The 25342-nt window shown below is 61.0% G+C and carries 27 protein-coding genes; 17 read left to right on the top strand and 10 right to left on the bottom strand.

What is annotated here, in order from left to right; all coding sequences use genetic code 11:
• Nucleotides 1–78 precede the first annotated feature (78 nt).
• The 4 genes from HS053_RS20585 to HS053_RS20570 form a co-directional block, all read right to left on the bottom strand.
• Complete coding sequence (locus HS053_RS20585; protein ID WP_174213123.1) at nt 79–1074, bottom strand: HNH endonuclease family protein; 996 nt, start codon at nt 1072–1074, stop codon at nt 79–81.
• Complete coding sequence (locus tag HS053_RS20580; RefSeq protein ID WP_174213122.1) at nt 1071–3350, bottom strand: AAA family ATPase; 2280 nt, start codon at nt 3348–3350, stop codon at nt 1071–1073. The genes HS053_RS20585 and HS053_RS20580 overlap by 4 nt, the downstream gene beginning before the upstream one ends.
• 926 nt (nt 3351–4276) lie before the next feature.
• Nucleotides 4277–5044, bottom strand: coding sequence for a dienelactone hydrolase family protein (locus HS053_RS20575; RefSeq protein ID WP_174213121.1), 768 nt, complete (start codon nt 5042–5044; stop codon nt 4277–4279).
• Between the two features lie 3 nt (nt 5045–5047).
• Nucleotides 5048–5554: a ClbS/DfsB family four-helix bundle protein gene (locus HS053_RS20570; RefSeq protein ID WP_174213120.1), complete on the bottom strand. Its 507-nt coding sequence runs from the start codon at nt 5552–5554 to the stop codon at nt 5048–5050.
• A gap of 143 nt (nt 5555–5697) precedes the next feature.
• On the opposite strand from HS053_RS20570, the gene HS053_RS20565 reads away from it, so the two are divergent.
• Both HS053_RS20565 and HS053_RS20560 read left to right on the top strand, forming a co-directional pair.
• Nucleotides 5698–6045: a DUF1801 domain-containing protein gene (locus HS053_RS20565; RefSeq protein ID WP_174213119.1), complete on the top strand. Its 348-nt coding sequence runs from the start codon at nt 5698–5700 to the stop codon at nt 6043–6045.
• 57 nt (nt 6046–6102) lie between these two features.
• The gene (locus tag HS053_RS20560) at nt 6103–6465 is read left to right on the top strand and encodes an MliC family protein (RefSeq protein WP_174213118.1); all 363 of its coding nucleotides are present in this window, start codon (nt 6103–6105) and stop codon (nt 6463–6465) included.
• 43 nt (nt 6466–6508) lie between these two features.
• Here the strand turns inward: HS053_RS20560 and HS053_RS20555 are convergent, their stop codons facing one another.
• The gene (locus tag HS053_RS20555; protein WP_174213117.1) at nt 6509–8026 is read right to left on the bottom strand and encodes an MFS transporter; all 1518 of its coding nucleotides are present in this window, start codon (nt 8024–8026) and stop codon (nt 6509–6511) included.
• Between HS053_RS20555 and HS053_RS20550 the strand changes: the two genes are divergently transcribed.
• The gene (locus HS053_RS20550; protein ID WP_233093082.1) at nt 8025–8669 is read left to right on the top strand and encodes a TetR/AcrR family transcriptional regulator; all 645 of its coding nucleotides are present in this window, start codon (nt 8025–8027) and stop codon (nt 8667–8669) included. The two genes, HS053_RS20555 and HS053_RS20550, sit on opposite strands and share 2 nt — an antisense overlap.
• A gap of 162 nt (nt 8670–8831) precedes the next feature.
• Here the strand turns inward: HS053_RS20550 and HS053_RS20545 are convergent, their stop codons facing one another.
• From HS053_RS20545 to HS053_RS20535, 3 genes are all read right to left on the bottom strand, one after another.
• Nucleotides 8832–9668: a GntR family transcriptional regulator gene (locus HS053_RS20545; protein ID WP_174213116.1), complete on the bottom strand. Its 837-nt coding sequence runs from the start codon at nt 9666–9668 to the stop codon at nt 8832–8834.
• 232 nt (nt 9669–9900) lie between these two features.
• On the bottom strand, nt 9901–10569 hold the full coding sequence (locus HS053_RS20540; RefSeq protein ID WP_174213115.1) for a hypothetical protein: 669 nt from the start codon (nt 10567–10569) through the stop codon (nt 9901–9903).
• A gap of 109 nt (nt 10570–10678) precedes the next feature.
• Nucleotides 10679–10915 (bottom strand): hypothetical protein, encoded by a 237-nt coding sequence (locus HS053_RS20535; protein WP_174213130.1) that lies wholly within the window; start codon nt 10913–10915, stop codon nt 10679–10681.
• 226 nt (nt 10916–11141) lie between these two features.
• Here HS053_RS20535 and HS053_RS20530 point away from each other — a divergent pair, with 226 nt between their 5' ends.
• From HS053_RS20530 to HS053_RS20465, 14 genes are all read left to right on the top strand, one after another.
• On the top strand, nt 11142–11471 hold the full coding sequence (locus HS053_RS20530) for a hypothetical protein (protein ID WP_174213114.1): 330 nt from the start codon (nt 11142–11144) through the stop codon (nt 11469–11471).
• Nucleotides 11425–12141, top strand: a complete 717-nt coding sequence (locus HS053_RS20525; RefSeq protein WP_370584917.1) for a lytic transglycosylase domain-containing protein — start codon at nt 11425–11427, stop codon at nt 12139–12141. Before HS053_RS20530 ends, HS053_RS20525 begins: the two co-directional genes overlap by 47 nt.
• Nucleotides 12138–12440 carry a TrbC/VirB2 family protein gene (locus HS053_RS20520; protein WP_174213113.1) on the top strand — a complete coding sequence of 101 codons (303 nt, stop codon included), beginning with the start codon at nt 12138–12140 and terminating at the stop codon, nt 12438–12440. Before HS053_RS20525 ends, HS053_RS20520 begins: the two co-directional genes overlap by 4 nt.
• A 12-nt stretch (nt 12441–12452) precedes the next feature.
• Entirely contained in the window at nt 12453–12731 is a 279-nt protein-coding gene (locus tag HS053_RS20515; RefSeq protein WP_174213112.1) for a VirB3 family type IV secretion system protein, read from the top strand.
• Nucleotides 12721–15111 carry a VirB4 family type IV secretion/conjugal transfer ATPase gene (locus HS053_RS20510; protein WP_174213111.1) on the top strand — a complete coding sequence of 797 codons (2391 nt, stop codon included), beginning with the start codon at nt 12721–12723 and terminating at the stop codon, nt 15109–15111. The genes HS053_RS20515 and HS053_RS20510 overlap by 11 nt, the downstream gene beginning before the upstream one ends.
• Before the next feature lie 218 nt (nt 15112–15329).
• Nucleotides 15330–16475: a lytic transglycosylase domain-containing protein gene (locus tag HS053_RS20505; RefSeq protein ID WP_174213110.1), complete on the top strand. Its 1146-nt coding sequence runs from the start codon at nt 15330–15332 to the stop codon at nt 16473–16475.
• Nucleotides 16472–17242 (top strand): type IV secretion system protein, encoded by a 771-nt coding sequence (locus HS053_RS20500; RefSeq protein ID WP_174213109.1) that lies wholly within the window; start codon nt 16472–16474, stop codon nt 17240–17242. The genes HS053_RS20505 and HS053_RS20500 overlap by 4 nt, the downstream gene beginning before the upstream one ends.
• Before the next feature lie 17 nt (nt 17243–17259).
• Nucleotides 17260–17907: a VirB8 family type IV secretion system protein gene (locus tag HS053_RS20495; RefSeq protein ID WP_174213108.1), complete on the top strand. Its 648-nt coding sequence runs from the start codon at nt 17260–17262 to the stop codon at nt 17905–17907.
• The gene (locus tag HS053_RS20490) at nt 17904–18644 is read left to right on the top strand and encodes a TrbG/VirB9 family P-type conjugative transfer protein (RefSeq protein WP_198838904.1); all 741 of its coding nucleotides are present in this window, start codon (nt 17904–17906) and stop codon (nt 18642–18644) included. The genes HS053_RS20495 and HS053_RS20490 overlap by 4 nt, the downstream gene beginning before the upstream one ends.
• Entirely contained in the window at nt 18641–19954 is a 1314-nt protein-coding gene (locus HS053_RS20485; RefSeq protein WP_174213107.1) for a TraB/TrbI/VirB10 family type IV secretion system protein, read from the top strand. Before HS053_RS20490 ends, HS053_RS20485 begins: the two co-directional genes overlap by 4 nt.
• Nucleotides 19954–20958 (top strand): ATPase, T2SS/T4P/T4SS family, encoded by a 1005-nt coding sequence (locus HS053_RS20480; protein WP_174213106.1) that lies wholly within the window; start codon nt 19954–19956, stop codon nt 20956–20958. Before HS053_RS20485 ends, HS053_RS20480 begins: the two co-directional genes overlap by 1 nt.
• Nucleotides 20959–20972: 14 nt before the next feature.
• The gene (locus HS053_RS20475) at nt 20973–21386 is read left to right on the top strand and encodes a hypothetical protein (protein ID WP_174213105.1); all 414 of its coding nucleotides are present in this window, start codon (nt 20973–20975) and stop codon (nt 21384–21386) included.
• A complete protein-coding gene (locus tag HS053_RS20470; RefSeq protein ID WP_174213104.1) occupies nt 21386–22411 on the top strand; it encodes a TrbL/VirB6 family protein in 1026 nt (341 codons plus the stop codon). Before HS053_RS20475 ends, HS053_RS20470 begins: the two co-directional genes overlap by 1 nt.
• A gap of 53 nt (nt 22412–22464) precedes the next feature.
• Nucleotides 22465–22806 (top strand): single-stranded DNA-binding protein, encoded by a 342-nt coding sequence (locus tag HS053_RS20465; protein WP_174213103.1) that lies wholly within the window; start codon nt 22465–22467, stop codon nt 22804–22806.
• A gap of 509 nt (nt 22807–23315) precedes the next feature.
• Here the strand turns inward: HS053_RS20465 and HS053_RS20460 are convergent.
• Complete coding sequence (locus HS053_RS20460; protein WP_174213102.1) at nt 23316–24230, bottom strand: cation diffusion facilitator family transporter; 915 nt, start codon at nt 24228–24230, stop codon at nt 23316–23318.
• A 135-nt stretch (nt 24231–24365) separates the two neighbouring features.
• Nucleotides 24366–25088, bottom strand: a complete 723-nt coding sequence (locus HS053_RS20455; RefSeq protein WP_174213101.1) for a MauE/DoxX family redox-associated membrane protein — start codon at nt 25086–25088, stop codon at nt 24366–24368.
• Between the last annotated feature and the right edge of the window lie 254 nt (nt 25089–25342).

The following is a 25342-nucleotide window of genomic DNA, read 5'->3' as shown; positions in this document are numbered from 1 at the left end:
TGCAGGCAACTCAGCCAATGACTGACGTGTTGCCATCGGCTCGCCGAGTCTCACGTCATTGGATGGGGTGCCCAACGTTCACGCTGTGGGTTGGGCCGCGAGGCTCTGGAAGACTTCGAGCTTGATGCCAAACTTCCGAATCGTGTCGAACTCACCGCGCTGTTGCGCGACGCGCAGCCATGACCGCTTGGCTGCGACATATTCTGCCGATGGCAACATCATTGCCTTGATCCCATTGAGAACTTTCGCGATGTGATCGAGATTGTCTGCCCGGGCATGATAGGTCGCGCTCCCCAGCGAACTCAAGGTATTGTGTTGGCGCACCAACCTTTGAAGGTCTTCGACTTTCGATCGAAGCTCGTTAACTTCATCTAGCCTAGCCTCAACGAGATCTTTGCGTTGCAAAGCATACACGTCGATAGAAATTTTGCCTTTTTGACTCGCGACGCCATTACAAATAGCATGAACCAAACCGGTCTCGTCGAAGGTCAGATGATCCTCAGGTTTGTCGATGCAAGGATTGAGCAATAGGCGAGCATCATCCTCGGTCGAGATATTTTGATTGTGGCTACGTACGCGCCTAGTTTCGTCAGTAAGCGGGAACTGAGTGCCCTTGCCTAGAACGATTCCCTTGCTCTGCCCTGGCACTTCATGGGTACGAACGCGATTGCAGTCCGGACATGAAATAAGAAGGTTGTCCCAATCACCTCCAAGCCAGTAGTAGCCCGGTTTTAACTCTGTCGCGCCGAGGCCGACCGAAGACTTCGGTCGATAGTGTTCGATGTCACTCGCGGTGACGGCGGCGAACTTGCTTTCACAGTAGGCGCATTTCTTGCAGAATTCGCGGGACAGTACCTTAGCCAGCTCCTTGTCCTTGTAGACCTTGAACGCAAACGATTTAGAGGCCAGCTTTTGATTGTTGAAATAGTTCGCTGGGTTTGTGAAGAACTGGATAGCCAATTCGCGCTCACGCTCGTGACGCGTAACCTTCGCCGCGCCGCCGAGGTCGTAGACGGTGGCAACGGCGTAACAGGCCAATGCCGCAGCGTCGGTTGTTCGCTCTATCGAAATCAAGCCGTGCCTCCACCGCTTGATACGACGTCCGAAGTGAGGCGGTGCCAGATCGCTGAGATTTCATTAACCGCTTCCTCTCGTACCTCTTCGGTCGAGATCTCTGGCATTACCTTTCTCCGTGCCAAAACTTGATCAATTGCTTCAAGGTAGAGCCCTTCTCTAAGCGTGGACCCGAATTGTTTTCGTGTCGCTAGGTCGGAGGTGAGTTGGGCAAGCTCTGCCTTTTCGGTGTCGGTGCGCACGTCTAAGGCCAGCAGCGCATAGTAGCGATCAAAGAGCCGTTCTGTGTTGGGGTCGACGGTGGAACTCAGACCGAAGAAGGACGAGGTCAGGAGTTGGTCGACCCTAAAGTCGGCTGGAGACGGTAAATCGGTAATCACTTCGATCTGATGATTCTGACGGCGGTGCATGACCACGACCTCACCTTCATAGAGGCCGCGCAGGCAAAGTGGCTGGTGGGTGGTACTGATGAATTGAACGAACGGCAGGGCCCGACGCAGTGAACTAACGATCTGCATCTGCCACGTGGGATGAAGATGGGCGTCGAGTTCGTCGATCAGCACTATGCCTTCGGCGTCCATTCGGTTCGGCCAAACTCGCGAGAGGATTTCGAGTATGTCCGCAGCCAGCGCGACTACAGTTTGATAGCCAACGCTGAGATTGGCAAGGGACACCGTTGCCCCGGATGTGTGCACTGCGACCCGCCCCTTGCTTCTTACGAGCTTCGCTTCGACATCGATCGAGAGTAAGTCCTTGAGAACAATGGCTGTATGATCGAAATCTTTTCGGCTGAGTCCGTTCAGCCAACGTTGTGCATCTATCAACGGGGCGAATGGGTCAAAGAGGTTTTCCAGCCTAGAGAATTCACCGCCGAATGCGACGTCATTTTGACGTCGCGATGGCAGGCGGATCGCTCCATATCCAGCGATGACGGTCTGAGGTGCTCCGCTGGCTCCGGCGATCTCTCCATCAGCAGTGATGGTAACAACTTTCTTCCCTGGACTAATGAATTCCAGACGATCTCTAAATATTCTGAGGCGGTGAGGAACATCAAAGCCACTCAGCTTAACGGCGACCTCACCGGAACGGCATCGAAACCGAACGAGGTCGCTGATGGACATTCGATTTTCTTTGATAAGTTTCGAGACATATTCAGATCCACCAAGCACCAATGCAATTGCTTGAAGTACCGTGCTTTTACCCGTGCCGTTCTCACCAAGCAGCATGAGCCACCTACCAGCCCCCGTGCCGAGGGCCTGCAAGTTTATGTCGAAGCTACTGATCGCACGTACGTTCCGGATTGCAATTGTCTCGATTGCGCGTCGCTGTGACTTATATTTGCGGACGCCCTCATCGTCGGCTAGCGAGTAGTTGGCCATTCGCTGACGAAACGCGTTGGTCGATCGAACCGCACGCTTCACCCTCATAGACGTCGCTGCCAAAGACCCTTGGTCCACAGAGCTCGGGATAGGGATGACAACCTGCTTCGTCTCCAACTGCGCTCGATCGCGTTGCAGGAACTGGCGCACCATACCCGCGTAGGGCGCACTGCTCGAAGTCATCTCAATCAACTCTCGGACGAGCCTGGATGCCTCGCCGTCGCCGCTGGACAACGACGAAAGCGCGTAGGCGAAGAGAGAACGATATCGCGCCGCAGTGCCACGTCGCTGCTGAAGAAGACTGAGCCGATTAAGGCCCAAGATCGAGATGGTCGCATTCCCTCGTTCCGTTTCACTGAAGACTTGGCCATCTTCTGCAAAGGTCAGGTGCGGGGACGGGTTATCAAGCGTGGGATCGAGCAGTAAGGGCTGTTCGAGGTTGATATCATCGTCAGGCTCGCGAGCTCGCTTATTTTCGTCGAGGAGTGGAAATCGGTTCGCTTTGCCGATCGACTCGGAGCGACCACCCTCACCTATTTCCGCCTTCGCCAAGCGATTGCAGTACTGACAAGCGATTAAAAGGTTTTCCCACGTTACGGCGAGCCACCAATAACCGGGATGACCGTTAGCTTCGGATACTCCGGATTTCGGTCGGAACTGCTCGATGTCGCCCATCGCACTGACCAATGGGGTTTCGCAATAGGCGCATTTCTCGTGGAAAAGAACATTTAGCGCGGCCTTGATCGTCGGGTGTTTATAAGCCGAAAATTCAACCCGACGCTGGAGTGAGCCAGTGGATATTACCGCCCGCGCCCTTTCAAGCTCGCGCGCTGCTTGAGCAGCAAGGGGCGAATCTAGAAGTGGATTTGGAACAGCGCCACGATCTACGAAGATCATTAAGGTCGACCCTATCTCAAGTGAATCTTTGAAAGTGAGGATAGGACTAATCGTCAACTATTGGCAAATGGGCCTTCTCGCATGCGACCTCTGTTTCTCTCCACTGATTTTCTACTCATGGTGCAGCAGGCCGAATAACTGTGCTGAAATCTAACCCGTTGCAAGCTCAAACCTCCCATAATCCAAGCCGGTTATGCTGCCTCTTATGAGCTTGACCGGACGTTCCAACTCAGCCAGCGGCAAGACATGAAATGCTCCGCGACGGCCAGTAACCTGACAATCGGTTCAAGGGGAACCTGGCGCTGCGCGAGCACAGCCGACAATGCGCCGATAGTGGGGTGCCATGGTCTCCCTCTGATATGGCGTCGGCGGACCCTTTCAGGCTTCCCGGCCGTGACGATCGCCGAATGAAACTACGCCGCCTGACGTCTGATGGGGGCACAGGCGGGATGGAATCGCAACCGTAAAATCGAGGCAAGATCTGTCGCCAACGTCGTTGCAGAAGTAGCACTCGAGCAGGATCTCCGCCGCAAATCCAGGAGGTGGAGCTTCTCGCTTTAATATCTATCTCTGTCTGACTCTTCGAAAGCGAAGCGACAGAACGGTACGCGGCGATAGGCATGCCTGACCTCTTTCTTAGGTTCGCGGCGGCCGCCACCCCGTGCTTCCGCCATCCCGCTTGCAGCCCTTTGTGACATTGCGGGAGATGCGGTGAGGTTTGGTGCTAGCGACAGCGAGTTTGTTTCTTTAGCTCATTGGCTGGGCTGTTGCGTCACACTGCACGCCCTTCTGAACGACTTTTCCTGCGGAGTGGTGTGTCATCGTTACCGGGCCTTCGGCGTGGCAATCGTCGTTTTCATCCAGACCTTGTCTGCCCTGTTCGCGCTTGGGGAGTTTCTGGCAAGAGTGCGACACCTAACAAGCGCTCAATGCGCGGTCGGAGCGTTCAGCATGTGGTCAAGATGGAGCTGCCACAGCGCAGGTTTGAACATCAGCCCATGACCGGCCCGGGCCGCGACGAACTGGCCCTGTCCACCAGCCGCCAGAAACTGCCCATGGTTTTCGCGGCAATGGCCGATGCTGTAATAGGGGTCTTGGCTGCCATGCAGCCAAAGCGTCGGAATGCCGGCGCTGGCACCTCGGCGAAAAAGCTGCGGGTTCAACACCTCATGGCCCGGGCAGGCCCGCCCGAGCCAGCCGCCGTTGAAATTGATCGCTGCCCTGAACAGCCCCGGCCGCATACCCGCATAGGCAATGGCGAGGATCCCGCCCCACGACACCCCGCCGATAGCCAGCCGCTCCGTATCGGCGCGCGCAAGCGCAGGAAGATGCGCCATCACGTCGTCTATATCCTCGACCGCGCGCTCAAACCCGGCCAGGGCGACAGCAACATCACAGGAATAGCCGCCAGCGGGGGCCAGTCCTTCGCCATAGGCGCCGCCGGATTTCCCCCTGCCGCGCCGCTGCGGGAAAATCGTCATCCAGCCGCGCTGTGCGAAGTATCCCGCGATCACGGCAGGGCTGATCGTGCGCCGGAAGACGGCCTCATTCAGCCCGCGCCCGGTGGAGCCATGGTTGAAGATCATTGCCGGAAAGGGGCCATTGCCGGGCGGTGTTGCGATCACAAGCTCCAGCCCCACGCCCACCTCACGCGAAGGGGCGAAAGCTTTCCCAATGTTGTAGGCGCGTGTCATCGCTCAGTCCTGTTGTCGCATCCAACTGCGTATCCTGCCACGCGCATTGGTATAGGGAGAGGACGTATTGAACTGGATCATCCGGCCCTTCGTCCACTTGCCATACCACGGCCTGCCATAAAGGTCCTCATTCGAGCGCGCCTTGATCGTCGCGGACAGCCGCACTTTGGCCGCCTTCAGCCGCAAGAGCAGTGCTGGCCAGTCTGCTTCGGCGTGATCTGCGTAAAATTTCTGCGCCAGCAGTCCAAGCTGGTTCCATTGAAATCCGGTCTCCGGGAAATCTGGTGCCTCGCCTCGATCATCTAGGTCGAGCCATTTCAGCACCAACTCGTTCCAGCCGATCAGATAGGCCACCAGATCGGCCGGGCTCATGCGCGTGCCCGTAACATGCCCGTCGAGCGAAGCGTCGCGGGCCAGCGGTGGCGGCACACGCTTGAGATCGGTGATAAGTCTCTCGAACGTCGTATCTATGGCGGCGAGCAACGTATCCCGGGACTGAGGAACGGCCATCCTGTATGCCTTCCGTATGATTTCAGCGGCGAAGGGGATGTGCCCCTTCAATGCCAACCTTGCAGCGCGGGTCAGCCCGCTGCAATGATCTGGCGCAATCCGGCACACCAGATTGGCCAGACGAGAGCACCTGAAAGCGCATCATGGACAAGATTACACAGTATCTGGAAGATCTGCGCCTGACTGCCGGTGAGCTTTACCCGATTGTCCGCACTTTGCGGCAACTTGCGCTGGCAGCGGGGCCGAGCGTTTCCGAGGAATTCAAATATGGCGGTATTCTTTTTGCCGCGCCGCGCCCTTTCTGCGGCATCTTCGCCTATAGATCGCATGTGACGGTCGAATTCAGTGCAGGTCATGCACTTGCGGATCCCCTCACGGTGCTTGAGGGCAAGGGCAAGTTGCGCCGTCATATCCGGCTGGAAAGTGAGGCAGAAATCGCCGCAAAGCAGGTCGGCAGCTATATTGTCGCCGCCGCGAACAGCTGTTCGTGATTTGTGGGCAGCCGGGGCGGTGCCATAAGCCCGGCTGCAGTGTAAGGAGTTTTGACAATGCGCGCAGTTATTCCGACCCTCGTTGCGACAATGATCGCTGGCACCGCTCATGCGGAGGTCTCGCTGTCGATCCCGCTGCAAACCGGCGCGACCAGCACGGTGATCACGGCGACCTACAGTTGCGCCGGGGGCGAGCCGTTTCAGGTACAATATGTCAATGCCGGGGCCAATGCGCTGGCCCTGCTGCCCATCGACGGCGAGCAGCGCATCTTCGTCAATGTCGTCTCAGGCTCGGGGGCGCGCTATGCCTCGGGCCCGTATGTCTGGTGGTCAAAGGGCGAGACCGCGACGCTTGAGGATGAGCTGGAAGAGGGCAGCCTCAAAGACTGCGTCTCGGCGGATTTGCCGGCGGCGGACTGATTGGTCGGGCGGGGGCGCAGAATGCGCCCCCGCTGATAAGATATCAGTGGTTCGAAGCGCCGCTTTTCACCTTTGCCAGCAGGACGAACACCAGCACCGCCAGCGCACCGATCAGCGCGGCAGCGGTCAGCAGCAGCACTGAATGGGTGGCGGAAAATGCCGCCTTGCCGGCGGCAATCACCGCCTCGCCCTGACCCGGTGCCAGATCGCGGGCTACCAGATAGCTGTCCCCGATCGAACGGGTCGCCTGTGCCACCTGTTCCGCCGCGAGCGCCGCAGGGGCATCGAAATGCCGTCCATAGACCACCGACATGAAGACACCAAAGAAGGTGATGCCCAGTCCGGTGCCCAGTTCATAGCCGGTCGCCTCAAGCGAACCTGCCGCGCCGCCCTTGCTGGCCTCCACTGAGCCCATGATGGCAATGGACGAGGCTGTCAGTCCGATGGAGAGCGCGAGGCCCAGCACCGCCAACACCATCGGTACCGCCAGCCCCGGTGTGTGGAAGTCGCTCAGCGCCAGCCAGGCCAGCGCGCCTGACGACACCGCCATCGACAGGCTGGCCACCGCGCGCAGGCCGAACCGGGCCGAGAGCCAACCCGCCACCGGTCCGCCAACTGCCGCCGCCACCATGATCGGGATCAAGAAGATCCCGGCCTGCAGCGGGGTTTTGTCCAGCACATATTGCAGCTCTTGCGCCAGCGTCAGTTCGACCCCTGCCAGCGATCCGCTGGCCACCATCGCCATGACCATCCCCGCCAGAATGGCCGGATGCGAGAACAGCGACAGATCCAGCATGGGCTCGGCGGCGTTCATCTGCTTGCGGGCGAAAAGCGTCAACAGGCCCAACCCGAGTGCCAGCACCGCCAGCACGACAGGCAGCGACTGCTTTGCACCGAACCCGGCCTTGATCGCGTAAACCGTGGCGATCATGCCGAAAATCAGCAAAAGCGCCTGCCCGATAGCCCAGTGACCCGGGGTAGTTGCCTCTTGCCGGGGCAGAAGCAGCCAGCAGGCGGCCACGACAACCACCATCACCGGGATATTGATCAGAAAGACGGAACCCCACCAGAAATGCTCCAGCAGCGCGCCGCCGATCAGCGGGCCAACCGCCGCCCCCGCCGCGCCGACCGTGCCCCAGAGACCAAGTGCCAGACCGCGTTCCTTCTCATCCTCGAAGGTGCGGCGGATGATCCCCAGTACGCAGGGCATGATCATCGAGCCGCCGAGCGCCAGCAGCATCCGCGCCGTGATCAGCACCGGCGCATTGGGGGCAAAGGCCGCGAAAGCCGAGGCGAAGCCAAAGATCACCAGCCCGGTCAGCAGGATGCGCCGGTTGCCGATCCGGTCCGCCAGGGTCCCCATCGGCACCAGAAGGCCAGCCATAAGCAGCGGATAGATGTCGATCACCCACAGCACCTGAGTGCTGGAGGCGGCCAGCGCCTGGGTCAGGCTGGGCACAGCGACATGCAGAATTGTCATGTCCAGCACGACCGGCAGGAATGCCAGCATCACCGCCAGCAGCACCAGCCAGCGTTTCGGGTCGGGTTGACGGACAGACATGATTCACCTTGGCTTCACTTCGCAGGTCTCATATAAATACGGTCGTATTGTTTTCAACAAGAATCTGCGAGGGCCAGGGAACTTGGGCAGAAAGCCGACGATCACCCGTGAAAAGCTGCTTGATATCGCCGAGGAACTGGTGCGCAGCGGCGGCGCGCCGGCGCTGACCATCGGCGCGCTGGCCCAAGCGGCAGGCATTTCCAAAGGCGGGGTGCAGTACTCCTTTACCTCAAAGGAAGATCTGGTGCGGAGCCTGGTCGACCGCTGGAACCAACAGTTCGATGCTCTGTTGGCAGAGCCGCTACCGGACGACCCGGTTGACTTCGTTCGCCGTTACATAGCGGCCACCCGGGCCTCGCAGCAGTTGATGAACGCCAAAATGGCGGGCCTGCTGATCAGTTCCCTCAAAGATCCGGTGCATCAGCAAGAGACGCGGGACTGGTATCAGGGGATGTTCGGCCGCCTTGACGGCCCCTCGCACCGGGCGCGGGCGGCGCGCGTGGCCTTTCTGGCGGTTGAAGGGCTGTTCCTGATGCGGATCAATGGCATCGACGAAGAAGGCGCATGGATCACGTTTCTCGATGACGTCGAGGCCACACTCGCCGAGCATATCGCCGGCCTTGGCGATGACGTGAGCGGATGATGGCTTGGCCCGGCGACAGGCCAATGCCGGAATGACAACACGATAATGCCTTTGCCGCCAGAGGGCACTCGGTCGTTTGCAATCGAGTGGGCTCGCTCATTGTTGTGTTGTCGAACGCATGAGTTTGGCCTTGCCGAAGGGCGAGGGTATGTGCCCGCAGATTCATCTGGATATGGTTGCGGACGCGACGGCTTTTCCATGAAGAGCGAGCCTCGCCTGGAACTCTGAGCAGCTAAATCTCTCTCGGATCTCCGCAAGTTGTGCGTGGTATCGCTTCTCTCCGATCATTCGCTTCAAATCGATTTCGTGGAAATGTCGATTGGCAAAGGGTGCCCGAGCGATGAGGCTTTGTAGTTCCTGCTGGAGCGGGCTGATGCCCGGCACCGAGCACTCTACAACTACCGGTGTGTGGCCCATTCCCTGCACCCGCCATTTCCGCATGAACCCGAGCAGATAGCCTGCCGGCACCGCCTCATAGCCGCGCCGCCGGTTGAACTCCCGGAACCTGTCCCAGATGTAGCGACTGTCTGCGCTGTGGCAGGGCAGGGTGGCCTTAGCCTTACTGATCAGCGCCAACCATCGAGGCGATGTGGCTTGCTTTTCACAATACACCCTTATCGTTCCGAAGAATACATTTTTGTTTGAATCTTCCTTATATAGAGCGGTGTCATCTGTGGTTGACACCTTCTCCTCGCGGTCAGTCTCATCACAGCCGGCGAAGCGGAAGAGCCAGGGGGCCAAGTTCCCGCGCCCCCTGTGGCGGACGAGGCGCAGCCCTGAAGCTGCCAACTCATTCAGCAAGGTGTGCAGATACTGGCGCGAGACATCCATCCTCTCGGCGAGATCTACGAGCGCAAAGGCTGCGGTCCCGCGCGGAAGGCCATTGTAGCCATCCTTCCAGGCAATGCCGTCGAGGATGAGGGTGGCGAGCTTGTGCGCGGCTGTCGACAGGCTGGTGTTGGTGATGCAACGAAGGATGGCGCCGGTGGTGAGTTCCATGATGGTTGTCTCCGGGCGAGCATCCGGATTCAGGATCAAAACACCACCAGTGCAATCAATAGAACATTATTGCTTGCACTACCTCGCCCCATCGGCTAGACCACTCTGGCTAGGTGAGTGTTAGCCTTTTGGGGTGGGTGGTGTTCTGTCTCTGACCGAATGTCGCTTTACCGGGGGATCGGTGATCCCCGGGCTGTAAACGAAGCCGGGGCCGCAAGGCCCCGGCGGCTCCTCAGTAGCGAACCTCTTCCGACCCGTAGTTGCCGGCATGATCGCGCCAGTCCACAAAGACCGAGCGCCAAGAATAGCTGCTGCAATGTGGGGGAATAGCTAGATCAGAGGCATCAGGGACAGCGGCGACTGACGATCGCGCCCACGCGTAGTCGCCCTGGAGGCCGTAGGATCCCAGCCTTGTGGCATCGCTGCGGATACAATCACCATCACGGTTTTGATGTTGGCTGAACTGGATGTGATAGACCCGGATGCTGCGGACAAAGTCGAAGGCATCATCGGATATGTCGATATCGGCCCGCTCCTGTGCCTGCACCAGGGTTAGATCTGCTGCGGCGCTCTGACCGGTTCCGGCAATCTCCCGCTCTTCCCGGAACGCAATGTCGTAGAGGCGCTCCATCGGGCTGAGAGGCGAGGGCCTATCAAAGGCTGCGCCCATTGGGCAGCGCCAGATCTGGAGTGGAGGCTCGACCGGCCAGGGCGTGATGCGACGGATGAACTCCGCCCGAGCGCGGGCGCAGGGCACGGAAGCGGGCCAGCCGCCTGCGAGGCAAAGCAGGATGGCGCAGTCGATCGGATAGCTCTGCGCCAACGCTGGAGGGGGTGCCCCGACGGCAGCGGCGAGCGCCAGAGAGGCTGTCAGAAGTCTGTGTTTGAAGGCAGAATACATGAAGGCGACTCACTCAGTTACGCCTTATCGCTACAATGCACTATCATTGATTGCAATGATCTTGCTTTGATTCGGCGCGCCGAGTCCTGCACGCGTACTGCGCAGTACGTCAATTGCTGACGATGGCCTGGAAGCGCCCGTAGTCCTGACTGACCTCCTGCGCCTCAAGGAAGGCCCGGGCCCGTTCCGCATCAAGGCAGCGGAAATAGTCCTGCACGTCGGCGATGTAGCTCTCGAAGTCCTCGCGGATCAGGTCGGCGTAAGCGCGGACGTCAGTCGCGTCGGATGGCAGCCACGGACGCTCCGGTGGCAGGCAGGTGGCGGATGCAGATCCACACATCACCATGATCGCAACGGCGTATGGAGCAATGCTTCTTGCCACCACGGTTTGCACGAAGCCCCTTCATTGCTTTGATTTGTCACAGATCTGGGCTATCCAGCTTTGTGCAGCGATGGTCTGTCGTCAAGACAATAAATAATCATTGCAAGCAATGATAGTGTAATGATACGGCTAAGGTGATTTGATTCACCTCGGCCCGAGCCATCCTATGGAGAGGAGCCGCGGGGAGACCATGCTAGAAGACGCCCCGAATGTGGTTACAGAAGACGGACTGCGCCAGTTGCTGGCCCAAGGTTATGCCGCCGAGGTCATCTGCCGATCGGCTGCCGAGAAGCGGCTCAATGCCTGGTATGGGCTCTGGATCGTCCGCGCCATCGGACCGAACGGCGGTGACGAGAAGATCGTCGTCACCAGCCGCAGCTATATCAAGGCGCGCGAGTTCAAGACCGTGGTTGGCCTTGTCAGCTTCCTTTCCGATCTCGGAATGCGCACGGCGCATATTCCGTTGGAAGAAGGTGGTCGCGCCCGCCACACTTTGCCCGAGACATCGCAGGCGGACTGAGTCCACCTGCAGCCTACTGGCAATTCTGACCTTGGCGGCGCTCGGTGCGACCGGGGTCAGGGCCGAAGGCTTCATCTTCGCGATGGCATCGGATGGCCAGCTGGCCTCGGTATCATCGGAACCCGGCTTCATGCGCCAGTTAGGCGCCGAGACGCCGGAGCGCCTGTTTCTCTTTTCCACCCCAACCGATGAAGAAGACGGGACAGGGGCGATAGTGGCCCCGCCGCGCTCGGCGGTGGCCAGCGCCGAAGTTCTGCAAGGCATCGAGGACACGGCTTTGCGGTATGGCGGCCATGTCGCGCTCCGCCTCGCCGGCATGAGCGTCACCGACTGGACGCTGTTTTACCGCGCCAATATCGAGGTCGAGAGCGCCTATGATCCGTCAGCGCTCAGTCATGCTGGCGCCATCGGGCTTGGTCAACTGATGCCGGATACCGCCAGCTTCCTCGGGGTCGATCCGAATGACTGGCGGCAAAACCTCGACGGATCGGCCCGCTATCTCCTGATGATGCTGGAGAGTTTCGGCACGCCGGAACTGGCGCTCGCCGCATACAACGCCGGGCCCGAGGCGGTTACCCGCCACGGCGGCATTCCCCCTTACACCGAGACCCAGGGCCATGTGGCCCGTGTGCAGGCCGTCTATGCGCGGCTGAGAGGAGCGAGTTCATGAAGTACACGCCTGTCACCGCCATCATGACGATGGCCTTTGTGGTGTTGGCCGGCCCGGTTCTTGCCCAGAGTATTGATCTTTCGCCGGTGCAAACCCTCCTGCAGGGCATCGTCACCGCGATCACCGGCCCTCTTGGTATCGTGATCGGCACGCTGGCACTAATCGGCGTGTTCCTGTCCTGGCTCTTTGGTATTCTCGACTTCCGTCAGGCACTCTGGGTGCTGGTGGCGATCGCCGGCATTGCCGCCGCACCGACCATCGTTGCAGCCATCTGGACCACACCCTCCCCGAGGCCTTGAGGGGTAAGATCCATGGCGGAACAATCGCGCGTCTTCATCGGCCTTTTGCGGCCCCCCAAATTGCTGGGGCTGCCGATCATGTATGCCATGGTCTGGCTTTTCGGCTCGTCGATGCTGTTCCTCTGGATCCAGAACTGGATCATCGCCGTGGCGGCCGGGATCTCCTGGCCGCTCTTGTGGAAGGCCGCAGACTGGGATCCGCATTTCCTCGACGTGCTGGTGATCACTCTGCAGGAAACGCCGCCGACGCGGAACCGCAAGCAGCACGGGGGTGACAGCTATGCCCCGTGACACGATTGCCGTTCGGTCCGCCGAGATCGACCTACCCGACAACCCGCTTGCTGCTTTGCCGGAGTGGGCCGGGAAGGAGCGGCGGCTGGCGCATATGCTGCCCTATGTCAGCCTGGTGAACGCCACCACTATCCGCACGCGGGGCAATGAGCTGATGCAATGCCTCCGGCTTGAAGGGGTCAACAGCACCACCACCGAGGACAGCCATCTGGATCGCATCGGCGCCATTCTTGCCGGAGTGGTGGCGCAGGTCGGGACCGAGTTCTCCTTCTTTCTGCACAAGGTCTCGAAGGCGGTCGAGACCGGCTTGCCACCCATTCCGGGCGAGGGCTTTGCGGCGGCGGTCGATGCACGCTGGCAGTCAGACCTGGCCAAAGGCGGCCTGCGCGACAAGACCCTGACCCTCTCTGTCCTGAAGCGCCCCGATCCCGGCAGTCGCATTCCTTTCGCGGCAAACCTGTCCCGCAGCCGCCTTGCCGCCGACACGGCACGCCGCCTGCGCAAGCTCGATGAGGTGGTGGGATTCCTCCTGTCCAGCTTCGCCGACCTGAAGCCGCGTCTGCTCTCGGCCGAGAGCGGCGAGTTGCTCGGTTTCCTCGGCAGCCTCAACACCGGCGAGGAACACCCGCTCTTCCCGGCCTCGCGCCTCGGTATCCTCGCCGAAGACGTCGCCAATACCCGCGTGACCTTCCGTGGCGCGGAGATCCACCTCACCGATGGGGCAGTGGGCGAGAAGTTCGGCGCGATCTTCGCGGTGAAGAACTATCCAGCCAAGACCGACAGCCTGATGCTCGATGAGTTGAACCTGCCGGTCGACATGGTCGTCACCCATTCCTTCGTACCGATCAACTCGAACATCATGGCGGGCCGGATCAAGCGCCAGCTGCGGTTGATGCAGGCCAGCAATGACGGCGCGGTCAGTCTGGCCCAAGAGCTGGAGCTGGCGCAGGACGATCTGGAATCGAAGCGCCTGATCTTTGGCGAGCACCATATGACCGTGGCGGTCTATGCCCGAAGCCGCGCCCATCTCGATGATGTCTGCGCCGAGATCCGCAACATCTCGGCCAGTTCCGGCATAAACCTGATCTCGGAAGGCTTCGGGTCGCGTGCGCATTACATGGCGCAGCATCCGGGCAACACCGGTGCGCGCAGCCGCAAGGCAGCGATCACCAACCACAATTTTGCAGATCTCGCGACCTTCCACCGCACGCCACTCGGCAAGACAGGGCCGGAACTGCCCTGGGGCGTACCGATTGCCCTCTTCCCGACGCCCGAGCGCAGCGGGTTTCGGTTCAGCTTTCACGAACAGGGATCGCCGGACAAGGAGCCAACCGGGGGGCATACCCTTATCCTCGGCCGTCCCGGTTCCGGCAAGTCGGTGCTGGCGGCATTCCTCATGACCATGGCGCGGCGGGCCGGGGCACGCCTCTTCATCTTCGACTACCGCGCCGGGATGGAAATGGCCGTGCGCGCGCTTGGCGGCAGCTATGCAACCGTCCGCGCTGGCAAGCCCACCGGGCTGAATCCACTCCAGACCGAGATCGACAATCGCGGTCAGGCCTGGTTGACAGACTGGCTCGCAACATTGCTTGAACGTCGCGACCGGCCCCTGACGCCGGTGCAAACCAATCGGCTGCAGGAGGTGGTGCGCCAGAACGCCGGCGCCGATCACGCCGGGCTGCGCAATTGGTCAGACTTTGCTTCGTTGCTGGTGTCCACGGATGATGATGGCGATCTCTTCGAGCGGATGCAGGAATGGACCGAGACTGGCCGCTACGGCTGGATCTTCGGCGCCAATGCGGAAGACAGCTTCTCGCTCGGCGGCGAAGTCTCCGGCTTTGATCTGACCGGCATCCTCGATTCCGAAAGCGAGCAAGAGCGGATGGCAGTGCTCTCCTATCTCTTTCGGCGCGTGGAACGGGTGATCGAGGACCGCTGCCCGACCGTCATCCTGATCGATGAGGCCTGGAAGGCGCTCGACAATGCCTATTTTGCGGATCGCTTGAGCAACTGGCTGGTCACGGCCCGTAAGCAGAACGCCGTCGTCGTGATGATGACTCAGTATGCTAGCCAGTTGGAGCGCACCCGGACCGGCAAGACCATCGTCGAAGCGGTGCCGACCCAGATCCTGCTGCCGAACATCCGCGCCAGCGCGGCCGACTATGCCATGCTGGGTCTCAGCGGAAAGGAACTCGATGTCCTTCTGGGCGTCGGCACAGCCTCGCGACTGGCGCTGGTGCGCGACGACCGTGGCTCGGTCGTCATCGACGCCGATCTCTCAGCCCTCGGCCCTCTCGTGACCGTCCTTGGCGGCATGGAGAAGGGCGAGCAACTCGTGGGGGCGGATTACCGCGACCGCCCTGATTTCTGGAAGGTGTAGTGTGATGTCTCGTGTAAATGGTTTCCGGTTTACCCATCTTCCCGTCCTCGGCAGTCTCCTGCTCCTCGCCGCTTGCGCGGGCGGGCAGGCCCCACGGGCCAATTGCTTCAGCTTTGCGGAGCACCCAACTGGTGTCACGGTCTCGACCATGGGCGGCGAGGTCGCGCGGGCATCAGATCCTTGTTCCTTTACTCTGCTCGGCGCGGTGGACTGAAGCCATGGTCAGGCTTCTGCCACAGGTTCTGATCGGCATGTCGCTGGCGCAGCCCCTGGCGGCGCAGGGCGTGCCCACGGTTGATGCTCAGGCGATTGCCCGAACTGCGGCCACCATCACGCAGCGGGATCGTGACATCGCCCTGCAACGGGACCGACTAGCCCGGGAAGAGGAGCTGGCCGAAATCGAGCGTCAGCAGCTCGTCTCGCTCGAGAGCATTCTGGGCGCGGTGACCACAGGTGCTAGCCCGTCCGTGCGCGCGACGGTGGCAGCACTGGAGGCCGGGAATGGGGGAGAGACGGCGGCGGTGGCGGTCTATGCAACTGACGACGGTAATCCTGCCGCCAGCCGGCTCTTCGGGGACGCTCGGGAGACGGTCGAGGAACTGATCATCCGCGCGGCCCGCGACACCCATTCTCTTTCCGGCGTCTCGCGTGCCGGCCTGACACCAGTGCAATGGCGCTGCCTGTTGCAGGCGCTGATCTGGCAGGAAAGCCGCTTCCAGATCGGAGCGCGTTCCCCTGTGGGTGCGTTCGGTCTGACCCAGATCATGCCCGGCACCGCCAGCGATCTGGGGATCAATCCGGAATACTACGACGATCCCTACCTGCAGGTGACCGGGGGCGCGCGCTATCTGGCGCAGATGCTCGCCATGTTCGATGGCAATATCATCCATGCGCTCGCGGCCTACAACGCCGGGCCGGGGCGCGTGCAGCAATACAGCGGCGTGCCGCCCTTCGCCGAGACCCAGAACTATGTCGTGGTGATCCCGGCGCAGTACAACCGCTACCTCGCCATGGTCGGCGGTCCGGATGCGCTCGGGACCATCGATCCGGTGTTGCTGGCGAACGCGAGTTTCAGCCTCTCGGCGCATGGATCCGGCGTCTATGGCGACTACTCGATGGTGTCAGTTCAGGCCGCGGCACAACGCTTGCATGACATAATAAGTCTTATCAGCCAAACGGAAGACGTACAGGAATCCCTCGCCCTCAACACCTATGCGCGCGCCGAACTGGCGCGGATCGTCGCGATCCGCACCCGCCTGAAGGCGGCGCAAACCCAACCCCTCAGCGATGAACAGCTGGCACTGGCCGCAGCCCAGGCGGCCGAGCGGCGGTTCATGGATTTTACAATGGAGGATCTGCGATGAGATATCTGCTGATCAGCACTGCCCTTTGCCTCGGCCTCGCCACCGGTGCTTCCGCGCAGGGTGTGCCCACGGTTGATACCCAGAACATCGCCCAGGAGATCCGCCAGCTGCAGCAGATGCTGGAGGATTTTGGCATCCAGAGCGATATCTTCGAGAATGCACTCGAGCAACTCGATGTGCTCCAGCAGCAATTCGACCAGCTCCAGACCATGTATACCTCGCTGACCGGGCCGCGCGAGATCCTTGGTCTACTCATGGGCGGTGACCTCGATCAGCTGCTTGAGGCCAAGTTCGAGGACATCCCCGGTCTGATCCGTGGCATCCAGCAAGGCGACTGGAGCAACCTGCTCGGCGTGACCGCCGGGCCGATGCGCAGTCAGATGCAGGCGGCGCTCGCAAGTGCGGGGTTTGACGAGGATTCCCTGCGCGAGATCGCAACCAGCGGCAATCCCGGTGCCGAGGGGATCGCCACGCGGGCAACCACCGGTGCCGTGCTCTCGGCGGCGGCCCAGAACAGTCACGAGGAAGCCGCGCAGTCGCTCGCCCGGGTTGAACGTCTGGTCGCGATGATTCCCGATATGGAGGATCTGAAGGCCTCGATGGACCACAATACCCGTGTCACAGCGGAACTCGCGATTGCCATGACACGCATGTGGGAGTTGGAGGCGATCCAGACCATCGGTGCGGGCAATGCGGGCGTGGTCGATGCCGCGACCATCGCCGAAGAGCGGCGCTACATGGATTTCACCATGCCGAGCCTCGAGTGAGCGCGGCGGATCCGACGATGAGCATCCGGGATGTGGTCGAGGAAGAGCTAGTTTATGGTGCTCTGCGCCGGGAACGGCAGTGGCGGGTCATCGGGATCGCGGGCGCGGGCTTTGGGGTTCTCGGCTGTCTGGCGGCCGCCGCTGTCGCGATCTTTGTGGAACCCCCGCTGCCTGTCGTTGTGCCCTATGATCCGGAAAGCGGCCTCGCCCTGCCCAATGCCACGGTGCAGGCCGTGCGGCTATCCGAGCGCCCGGCGGTGATCGAGTCCCAGATCTACCGCTACATTCTGGATCGAGAGACCTACAACCAGCTCGACAATGATCTGCGGGTGAACCGGGTTCTGGCGCAATCGGCGGGTGCGGCCGAAGCCGGCATGCGGGCGATGTGGACCAGCGGGCAGGAGAGTTTCCCACCGACGCGCTATGGGCCCACTGCTGAGATGGCAGTCGAGATCGCCAGCATCACCCTGATCGGCGAGAACCGGGCGCAGATCCGGCTGCGCAAACGTCTGACGAGCCCGCAGGGCGGTCAGGTCGGCCTCTTCACCGCAACGCTGATGTTCGAGTTCCGGCCCGAGCGGGCACGCAGCATCGATGATGTCTGGCAGAACCCCTTCGGCTTCACCGTGACCCAATATGCCATCAGATCGGACCGGTCGGAATGAACCGCTTCAGGCCAAGCGCCCTGCCCCGCCTCACCTCGCCTTCCCGGCTTCTGGCCGCGGCACTCATTGCCATGGCTGCCTTTCCCGCTCTCGCGGAAACCACGCCGCGCCCGGGTGGTCATGACCGTCGGGTGCGGATTGCCACTTGGACCGAGGGTCAGGTCTACCGGGTGGTCACCAACCTGACCCGGGTCACTTCGGTCGAGTTCGGCGAGGGCGAGTCCATCCGCTCGATCATTGCCGGCGACACCGCCGGGTTCCAGTTTGACGGTGTTCCGGGCGGCCGGGCCTTTGCCATCAAGCCGGTGGCCTCCGGGGTGGCGACCAATATCACCGTCTACACCAACCGGCGCTCCTATTATTTCCACGTGGTCGAGGTGCGCGAGACCCCGCATTATGTCGTTCAGTTCCGCTATCCGGACAGCACCACGCCAGTGGCGAATGCCGTGGCTGCCGGCGCGCCGAACAGCAACTATGCGGCCAGCAGCCAGACCGAGTTTACGCCGACCGCAGTCTGGGATGACGGCACCTTCACCTACTTCCGCTTCCCGCGGAACACGCCGATCCCGGCGATCTTCCGCTGGACGGGCGGCCGCGAGCGCACGGTAAATTCGGTGGCGCAGGACGAAGGCGTGATCCGCGTCTCCGGAGTCCACCGCCAATGGGTGCTGCGTCTCGGTGAGGAAGTGATCTGCATCCAGGACATGTCGGATGCCGAGAACGGAGCCGCGTCATGAGCAGCGAGCCCGACGATCTCTCCGCCCGCCTTGCAGCCATCGAAGCGTCAACCGGCAAACGCAAAGCCCGCGCCCGCCCTTCCCTCTTCACGGCTCTTCTGGGCAGTGTCGCCATCCTGACCGTCGGTGGTCTGGGCTGGATGCTGATGCAGCCAAAGTCAGAACCCAGTATGCCGACTGCTGCCGCTGAAGAATTCCAGACGGCGGGTTCGGGCTTTGGAGAGTTCCCGCGAACGCCGGCCCCGGAACCTGCGCCCGCCCCTGCCCCGGTTCCGGAAGGGCCAAGTGCTGCCGAACTCGAATTGCGCGAAGCCCTTGCCCGACTTCAGAGCGAACTCGAGGAGCTTCGTGCACGCCCGGTAGAGACCGGGGATCCTGGAGCGCAGGCGGCAATCACCGATCTGACGGCACAGATGGCGGCACTGGAAGCGAGCTCAGCGGAGGCACGCGCCGCCCTAGAGCGCCAACTGGTCGAGCGGGATCGCGAGCTGGAGCGGATCCGCATGGATCTGGAAATCGCACGCCTCGGACCGCAGGGAGAGGGCGAGGAAGATGCGCGACTTGCCGAGCTGGAACGTCGTCGCGCCGCGGAGGCTGCCGCACGCGAAGCGCGGGTGAATTCGCCCATGCTGGCCTGGTCCGGGATGGGCGGCGGGGCTGAAGGCGAAACGGCAGTCGAAGCCGCTCGTCTCAGCCCCGATGAGGCCTTTGTCCGCGGCGGCGCAGCGCCTGCGCCGGTGACCCGTGCCGAGTTGATCGTGAATCCAGGCCATACCGTCGTGCAGGGTACGATGATCCAGGCCGTGCTGGAGACTGCGATGGACAGCACCCTGCCGGGCGTGATCCGCGCCGTGGTCTCCGAGGACGTGCATTCCTTTGACGGCACCCGTGTGCTGATCCCGCGCGGCGCGCAACTGATCGGGCGCTACCGCTCCGAGGTCTCGCTGGCGCAGTCCCGTGTCATGGTCGGCTGGGACCGCATCATTCTTCCCGACAACCAGACGGTTGCGATCAGCGCATTCGGCGGGGACGAACTCGGGCGCTCCGGTGTCACCGGCGATGTCGACACCCGCTTTGGCCAGCGCTTCGGCTCGGCGGCGCTGATTTCTCTGATCGGAGCGGTGCCCGCAGCGGCAGCGGCCAGTATCGACGGCGAGACCACATCGGAAGCTGCGAGCGATGTTGCGGGCGATCTGCGCGATGCCAGCCGCAGCGTCATGCAGGACTACCTGTCGATCCGCCCGGTGATCCGCGTGCCGCAGGGCACCCGCATTACCGTCATGGTCGACCACGATCTGGAGATCCTCTGATGGCGGCAAGTTATCTTGAAGCCTCCCTCGCCCGCCTCGGCGACGCGATCCGCCGCCCGGATCTGATCGAGATCTGCATCAACCCCGATGGAAGGATCTGGGGCGAGTTCCAGGGCGATCATTTTATGCGGGATCTCGGGCGCCCGCTCTCGCTCACGGAAATCCGCGACCTCGGCAATCAGATCGCCTCGGCTGCGAACACCACGCTCAGCGCCCGCAAGCCCATCGTCTCGGTCAGCATCACCTGGGGCGACCGGCCGATCCGGGCGCAGGTGATCCAGCCGCCAGCGGTCGAGGGTGGATTTTCCATTTCGCTGCGCTTCTTCTCCTCCCTGCCCCTGGACAAGATCAGTTTCGGGTTTCTCTACGGGCGTGAACGAAGCCTTGAGGGGTTGCGCAAGGAACGCAATCTCGCGCTGCGCACGGTCGTCGCCTCGGGCGATATCGAAGCGTCGCTGCGGTTCTGCGTCGAGAATAAACTCAACATGATCGTCTCGGGCGGCACCTCGACCGGTAAGACCGTCGCGGCCCGCAAGATCCTCTCCCTTGTTCCAGTCGAAGAGCGCATTCTGACCATCGAGGAGGCGGCCGAACTGCGGCCCGAGCAGCCGAATGTGGTGACGCTGATCTCGGACCGGGAGTCAGAGATGCGCAGTGCCGATGCCCTGCTGACCTCGACCCTGCGGATGCGGCCCGACCGGATCGTGCTGGGCGAGGTGCGCGGCAAGGAGGCCCTCACCTTCCTCGAGGCGATCAACACCGGCCATGGTGGATCGCTCACCACCCTTCATGCCGAGACCCCGCAGCTCGCGGTCCGCCGCCTTGCCATTGCTGCCCTGAAGACCGACCTGCCGATGACCTATGCCGATATGATCACCTATATCGAGGGCTCGATCGACGTGATCATCCAGGCAGGCCGCCATGAAGGCGCGCGCGGCATCACCGAATTCTACCTGCCCGGCACGGGCGAGGCAGCCACCCGAACCCGCCTTGTCGCCGAATGATGAAAGGGAATCCCATGCGCAATCTTTGCATTGCCGCTGTCTTCGCGGCCACCGCGCTTCCGGCGCTCGCCCAGACTCCGATCACCAATGATCTGACGGTGACGATGGAGCCGCAGCGATACCGGATCTGCAATGACCGGCCCGCGCGACCGATCTGGGTCGAAGAGGTCAATCCGCGCGAGGCATACAAAGCCCTGACCCTGATGGGCCTCTATGAGCTGCGCTCCTGGGAGGCCATTGTGCAGAGCGAGGATTGCTCCTGTGAAATCCGGTTCCCGGACTGGGCGGCCGCCGCCGCCGAATACACCGAGCGGTTCGCAGACATTTCTGCGCCGGAGCACACGCAAACGCAACGCGCCCTCCGACGGCAGACCAATGATCTGCGCCATGCTGTCCAGGCGATCTGCGAAGCCCAGGGCAACTGGTAATGGGCGTCGTCAGCTGGATGGTCGGTTCCGCCGATAGCTTTCTCGCCTCTGCTGCGGAATCGCAGTTCGGGGCGGTGGCGGGCAATATCGGCACGATCACCCTGCTGATGGTGACCCTGTCCCTGATCGGGCTCTGTATCAACATGGCCTTCCAGTATCGCAGCATGGATGGGGCCACTTTCTTCTGGTACCTGCTGAAGCTGACCCTGATCGGCTTTTTTGCCTTCAACTGGACCCATTTCAACGCTGTTGCCAATGCGGTGATCGGCGGTCTGGATTACATTGCGGGTGCGCTGGTTGCCTCGGTTGGCGGTGGTGGCGCAGGCGCAACGCATTTTGCGGCGGAGTTCGACAATCTGATCGAACAGTTCACCGGCTATCTGAACGCGATCGGCAACAATCTCGGTTGGATGGCCGGCGCGATCCTGAGTGGCATCGGGCTGATCCTTCTGAGCCTGCTCGGCTTTATGACCGGGATCGTGCTGATCTTCGCCAAAATGATGCTCTCGCTGATGCTGGGCCTCGCGCCGGTGATGATCGCGCTGTCGCTGTTTGACGCGACGAAGGACTTCTTCCATCGCTGGGTCTCGACCACTGTCAGCTATGCCTTCTATCCGGTTGTGATCGCCGCAATGTTCTCGACTGTGGTTGGGATGGCGAACGCGCTGCTCACGCAGATGGGAGATCCGGCTTCGGCGACCAATATCGGATCGCTGGTGCCTTTTTTCGTCATCGTCTTCCTCGCCAAGGGCTTTGTCGCTGCGACGCCTCTGATCGTGCGTGGGCTTTCGGGGAATTTCATGGTGGTTGCTGCGCCGGCGGTGGCAGCGGGCACCGCCGCGATGACACGCGGGATGATGAACACCCCGGGCGTCCGAGCGCGCGAGAGGACGGGCAGTCTCAGCACCGGAGAGATGGTTGGCCGCCAGATCGCCCAAAACGCCCCCGCCGTGAAAACCGCCGCCATGGCCGCTGGTGGTCAGATCGTGCGGGTTGCCGAAAGGGCCCGCCGTCTCGGGAAATAGAACCGCCCGCGGTGCGAGCCTTTGAAATCAGTATCGTAACGAGGAGAACAGAGATGTTGTACACCCATGCCGAATTCCAGATTCAGGGCTATGTGGGGCGCCGGACCGAACTCGGAGGCGGCAAGGTGCTGAAGGTCAGCATCGCGGCCACCGACAGCTGGCGCGACAAGGACAGCGGCGAGTTGCGCGAGCGCACCGACTGGAACACCGTCACTCTCTTTGAACGTAGCACCACAGGTTTTGCCTGGCTGAAGGAAAACCTGAAGCCCGGTGATCTGGTGCATGTCCGGGGACGGATCGCGGAAAGTAACTATGAGAAAGACGGGCAGACCGTCTATGAGACTTCGCTCGCGGCCGACCGGTTTGCTGTCGTGCCGACCGGCAAGGATGCATAGGATTTATCCAACCGGCACTGAACAGTTGGCAGGAGAGGTACTACTGCACCTCTACCTTTCAGGCTATACGGGCTATGTCTTTCCGCGCTGGCTGCGAAAGCTGTTCGCGCAGTCGCGTTGGCATCGAGCCTGGCTTTTGGGCTCTCTGGCGTATTTCGAAGAGGATGGCCTGCGCTATGGTCCAGCCAATCGCTATGGTTCGCGAAGCCGCTTCGCTGCTCGAGGATGGATATCACCCCACTGAGTTGCTGGCGCACTGTTCCAAGGCAGACAGGAGGGCTGAATCTCGCGGCAGGCCATGGGAGCGTGGGATAGTTTAGCCGGACTAGTTAGTGACGACAGGCGGAGCTCTCGATCGGCCAGCCGCCGTTTCGACGGCAATTGAACAAAAGACGCGCGAACTGCTCCAAGTTGAGAGGGCCACCTCTAGGCCCTCCCAAGCGAGGTTACGGCCCCGTTTCTCGATCAGAAGCCAGCCACAACTGCCGCAAAATGGTTGGCACTTATTTCTACAGGTTTTCACCCCGCCAAAGTTCGCCCGGCGGGTCCACCTGCACAGTTACATGATCAATATCATATTTCTTCTTGAGCGAGTCTGCGACAATCCGAGGCAAAGAAAGAGTGTCTGCTCCTGTAGCCGGAGTGACATGCACCGTAGCAACGACGGTGTCGTCGGTGAGTGTCCACGCATGAAAATGCGCGGCTTCGTCAACTTCATCGAGTTCTGCCAGCGCCAACTCTGCCGCTCTTGCATCCAGACCTTTGGGGACAGCCTGCAGCAAGACGCGGATCGAGTCCGAGACCAGCGCCCATGCTGACCTGACGACAAGCACCGCAACCAGAACGGATAGCAGCGGATCAAGGAAGGACCAGCCGGTGAGCATAATGCCGATCGCAGCGGCGATGGCCCCAACCGAACCTAGAAGATCGCCGATCACATGCAACAGGGCGCCGCGCAGGTTGCCATCGCCCTTGTTGCCCGACCACAGGATCCAGGCACCGGCAAGGTTCACCAGAAGCCCGATTGTAGCAACGATCAGCATTGGTCCGGCCAGCACCTCGACCGGCTGGTTGAAGCGCTGGATGGCCTCCCAGGTGATCCAGGCAACAAGCAGCAAGAGCGTAGCCCCGTTTGCCAGAGCCGCCAGGACGCGCACCCGATGGAAGCCATAAGTCCGGGTGCCATCGGCCGGCCGTCGCGCAACCCTATAGGCAATCAGGGCCAGGAGGAGAGCCGCCGCATCGGAAACCATGTGGCCAGAGTCGGCAATGAGAGCAAGAGACCCGGACAGCCAGCCTCCGATGGCCTGAACCACCGCATAGCCTGCGGTAAAGATGAAGACGAAGCGTATCCGGCGTTCGTTGTCGGAGGTTACGGTCTGGCCATGATCATGACCGTCTTCATCATCGTGTTGCGCTGCCATGCTCGTTCCTCTGGATGACTCAGAAACACTGATCGATTTCTGTCTGTTTTATCTACTTCTGGCCCGGAGACGTGGCGACGTTTCGGGACAAACGGTTCTTTTAGAACTCCTTCAGAGAAAGAGCCTGCATTCTGGTCAAGGCATCGCCATCCCGGTTTTCGACAGCATCCACACAGCCATGGCGATCATCATCAGGTTTTCGGTCAACGACACGAAACCCAATGGCACATTGCTGTCGCCGCCGACACAGGCGCATTTCAGTTCGCGCTTGTCGATATAAACGGCCTTGAAAACGGAAACGGCACCAATCGTTCCGATGAAGAGCGCAAGCGGAATGGAAAGCCACATCATGATACCTGCCAGCATCAGCAGACCTGCGAGAGCTTCGGCATAGGCATAGATATACGCATAAGGAACCCATCGCTGCGCGAGCAGGTCGTAGTTCAGGAACATCGTCGAGAACCCCTCGACATCTTTCAGCTTCTGCAGCGCCAGAAGACACATGGCGGTGGAGATAAAACGCTCGATGGCAGGAACCGGGACAATGCGGCCCTCGGCGATCCAGCCGACCGCCAGTGCCATGAGTGCTGCCATCCCGAAAAGTGCAATGACCGGCTGGTAGGTGACGGTGTCTTTGGTGGCCGTAGTTCCACCCAAAAATTCGACAAGATCGTCATGTCCGCCAATACGTTTTCCGTCAATGAAGGTCTGTGGCGTTGTCTTAACGCCATGCTCTGCCTTGAAGGCTTCCGTCTCTGCTTTGCTCGTCAGATGATGGTCCCTGACGGAAAACCCATTGCGTTTCAGCAGGTCGAGCGATTTGAGGCCATATGGGCAGATGTGACCCGGCATCACCATTCTGTAGATCTCGGCCTGTCGGTGTTTTGAGGTCAATGGCTCGCTCCTCATTATGACCGGAGGCTTCGCTTTTTCTGAAGCCACTTCTTCCGCGTGCTGTCTCACTGCCCCTGACTGCTTTTAGCAGTCAGGATCCGGCAAGCTGATCATTTCCAGTTTCATTGCCCGCTCACTGGAATCAACGGTTCCCATGATTGGAACGGGGGATTTCCGCCGATTTTTCTGTGGGGTTTGCAGGTTTGCTCGGGAGTTGG

Origin of the sequence: Tabrizicola fusiformis (assembly GCF_013328815.1) — a bacterium.
GTDB lineage: Bacteria > Pseudomonadota > Alphaproteobacteria > Rhodobacterales > Rhodobacteraceae > Fuscibacter.
The sequence above is the reverse complement of the archived record's forward strand: the minus strand, read 5'-3'. Positions and strand labels throughout refer to the sequence as shown.

Coding starts and splice junctions, on each gene's coding strand:
- HS053_RS20540 (WP_174213115.1), bottom strand. CDS start 10,569: ATGTATTCTGCCTTCAAACACAGACTTCTGACAGCCTCTCTGGCGCTC.
- HS053_RS20560 (WP_174213118.1), top strand. CDS start 6,103: ATGCGCGCAGTTATTCCGACCCTCGTTGCGACAATGATCGCTGGCACC.
- HS053_RS20515 (WP_174213112.1), top strand. CDS start 12,453: ATGGCGGAACAATCGCGCGTCTTCATCGGCCTTTTGCGGCCCCCCAAA.
- HS053_RS20465 (WP_174213103.1), top strand. CDS start 22,465: ATGTTGTACACCCATGCCGAATTCCAGATTCAGGGCTATGTGGGGCGC.
- HS053_RS20535 (WP_174213130.1), bottom strand. CDS start 10,915: ATGGTGATGTGTGGATCTGCATCCGCCACCTGCCTGCCACCGGAGCGT.
- HS053_RS20470 (WP_174213104.1), top strand. CDS start 21,386: ATGGGCGTCGTCAGCTGGATGGTCGGTTCCGCCGATAGCTTTCTCGCC.
- HS053_RS20495 (WP_174213108.1), top strand. CDS start 17,260: ATGAGCATCCGGGATGTGGTCGAGGAAGAGCTAGTTTATGGTGCTCTG.
- HS053_RS20480 (WP_174213106.1), top strand. CDS start 19,954: ATGGCGGCAAGTTATCTTGAAGCCTCCCTCGCCCGCCTCGGCGACGCG.
- HS053_RS20510 (WP_174213111.1), top strand. CDS start 12,721: ATGCCCCGTGACACGATTGCCGTTCGGTCCGCCGAGATCGACCTACCC.
- HS053_RS20455 (WP_174213101.1), bottom strand. CDS start 25,088: ATGGTGATGCCGGGTCACATCTGCCCATATGGCCTCAAATCGCTCGAC.
- HS053_RS20460 (WP_174213102.1), bottom strand. CDS start 24,230: ATGGCAGCGCAACACGATGATGAAGACGGTCATGATCATGGCCAGACC.
- HS053_RS20570 (WP_174213120.1), bottom strand. CDS start 5,554: ATGGCCGTTCCTCAGTCCCGGGATACGTTGCTCGCCGCCATAGATACG.
- HS053_RS20545 (WP_174213116.1), bottom strand. CDS start 9,668: ATGGAACTCACCACCGGCGCCATCCTTCGTTGCATCACCAACACCAGC.
- HS053_RS20530 (WP_174213114.1), top strand. CDS start 11,142: ATGCTAGAAGACGCCCCGAATGTGGTTACAGAAGACGGACTGCGCCAG.
- HS053_RS20505 (WP_174213110.1), top strand. CDS start 15,330: ATGGTCAGGCTTCTGCCACAGGTTCTGATCGGCATGTCGCTGGCGCAG.
- HS053_RS20555 (WP_174213117.1), bottom strand. CDS start 8,026: ATGTCTGTCCGTCAACCCGACCCGAAACGCTGGCTGGTGCTGCTGGCG.
- HS053_RS20500 (WP_174213109.1), top strand. CDS start 16,472: ATGAGATATCTGCTGATCAGCACTGCCCTTTGCCTCGGCCTCGCCACC.
- HS053_RS20575 (WP_174213121.1), bottom strand. CDS start 5,044: ATGACACGCGCCTACAACATTGGGAAAGCTTTCGCCCCTTCGCGTGAG.
- HS053_RS20550 (WP_233093082.1), top strand. CDS start 8,025: ATGATTCACCTTGGCTTCACTTCGCAGGTCTCATATAAATACGGTCGT.
- HS053_RS20565 (WP_174213119.1), top strand. CDS start 5,698: ATGGACAAGATTACACAGTATCTGGAAGATCTGCGCCTGACTGCCGGT.
- HS053_RS20580 (WP_174213122.1), bottom strand. CDS start 3,350: ATGATCTTCGTAGATCGTGGCGCTGTTCCAAATCCACTTCTAGATTCG.
- HS053_RS20475 (WP_174213105.1), top strand. CDS start 20,973: ATGCGCAATCTTTGCATTGCCGCTGTCTTCGCGGCCACCGCGCTTCCG.
- HS053_RS20520 (WP_174213113.1), top strand. CDS start 12,138: ATGAAGTACACGCCTGTCACCGCCATCATGACGATGGCCTTTGTGGTG.
- HS053_RS20485 (WP_174213107.1), top strand. CDS start 18,641: ATGAGCAGCGAGCCCGACGATCTCTCCGCCCGCCTTGCAGCCATCGAA.
- HS053_RS20490 (WP_198838904.1), top strand. CDS start 17,904: ATGAACCGCTTCAGGCCAAGCGCCCTGCCCCGCCTCACCTCGCCTTCC.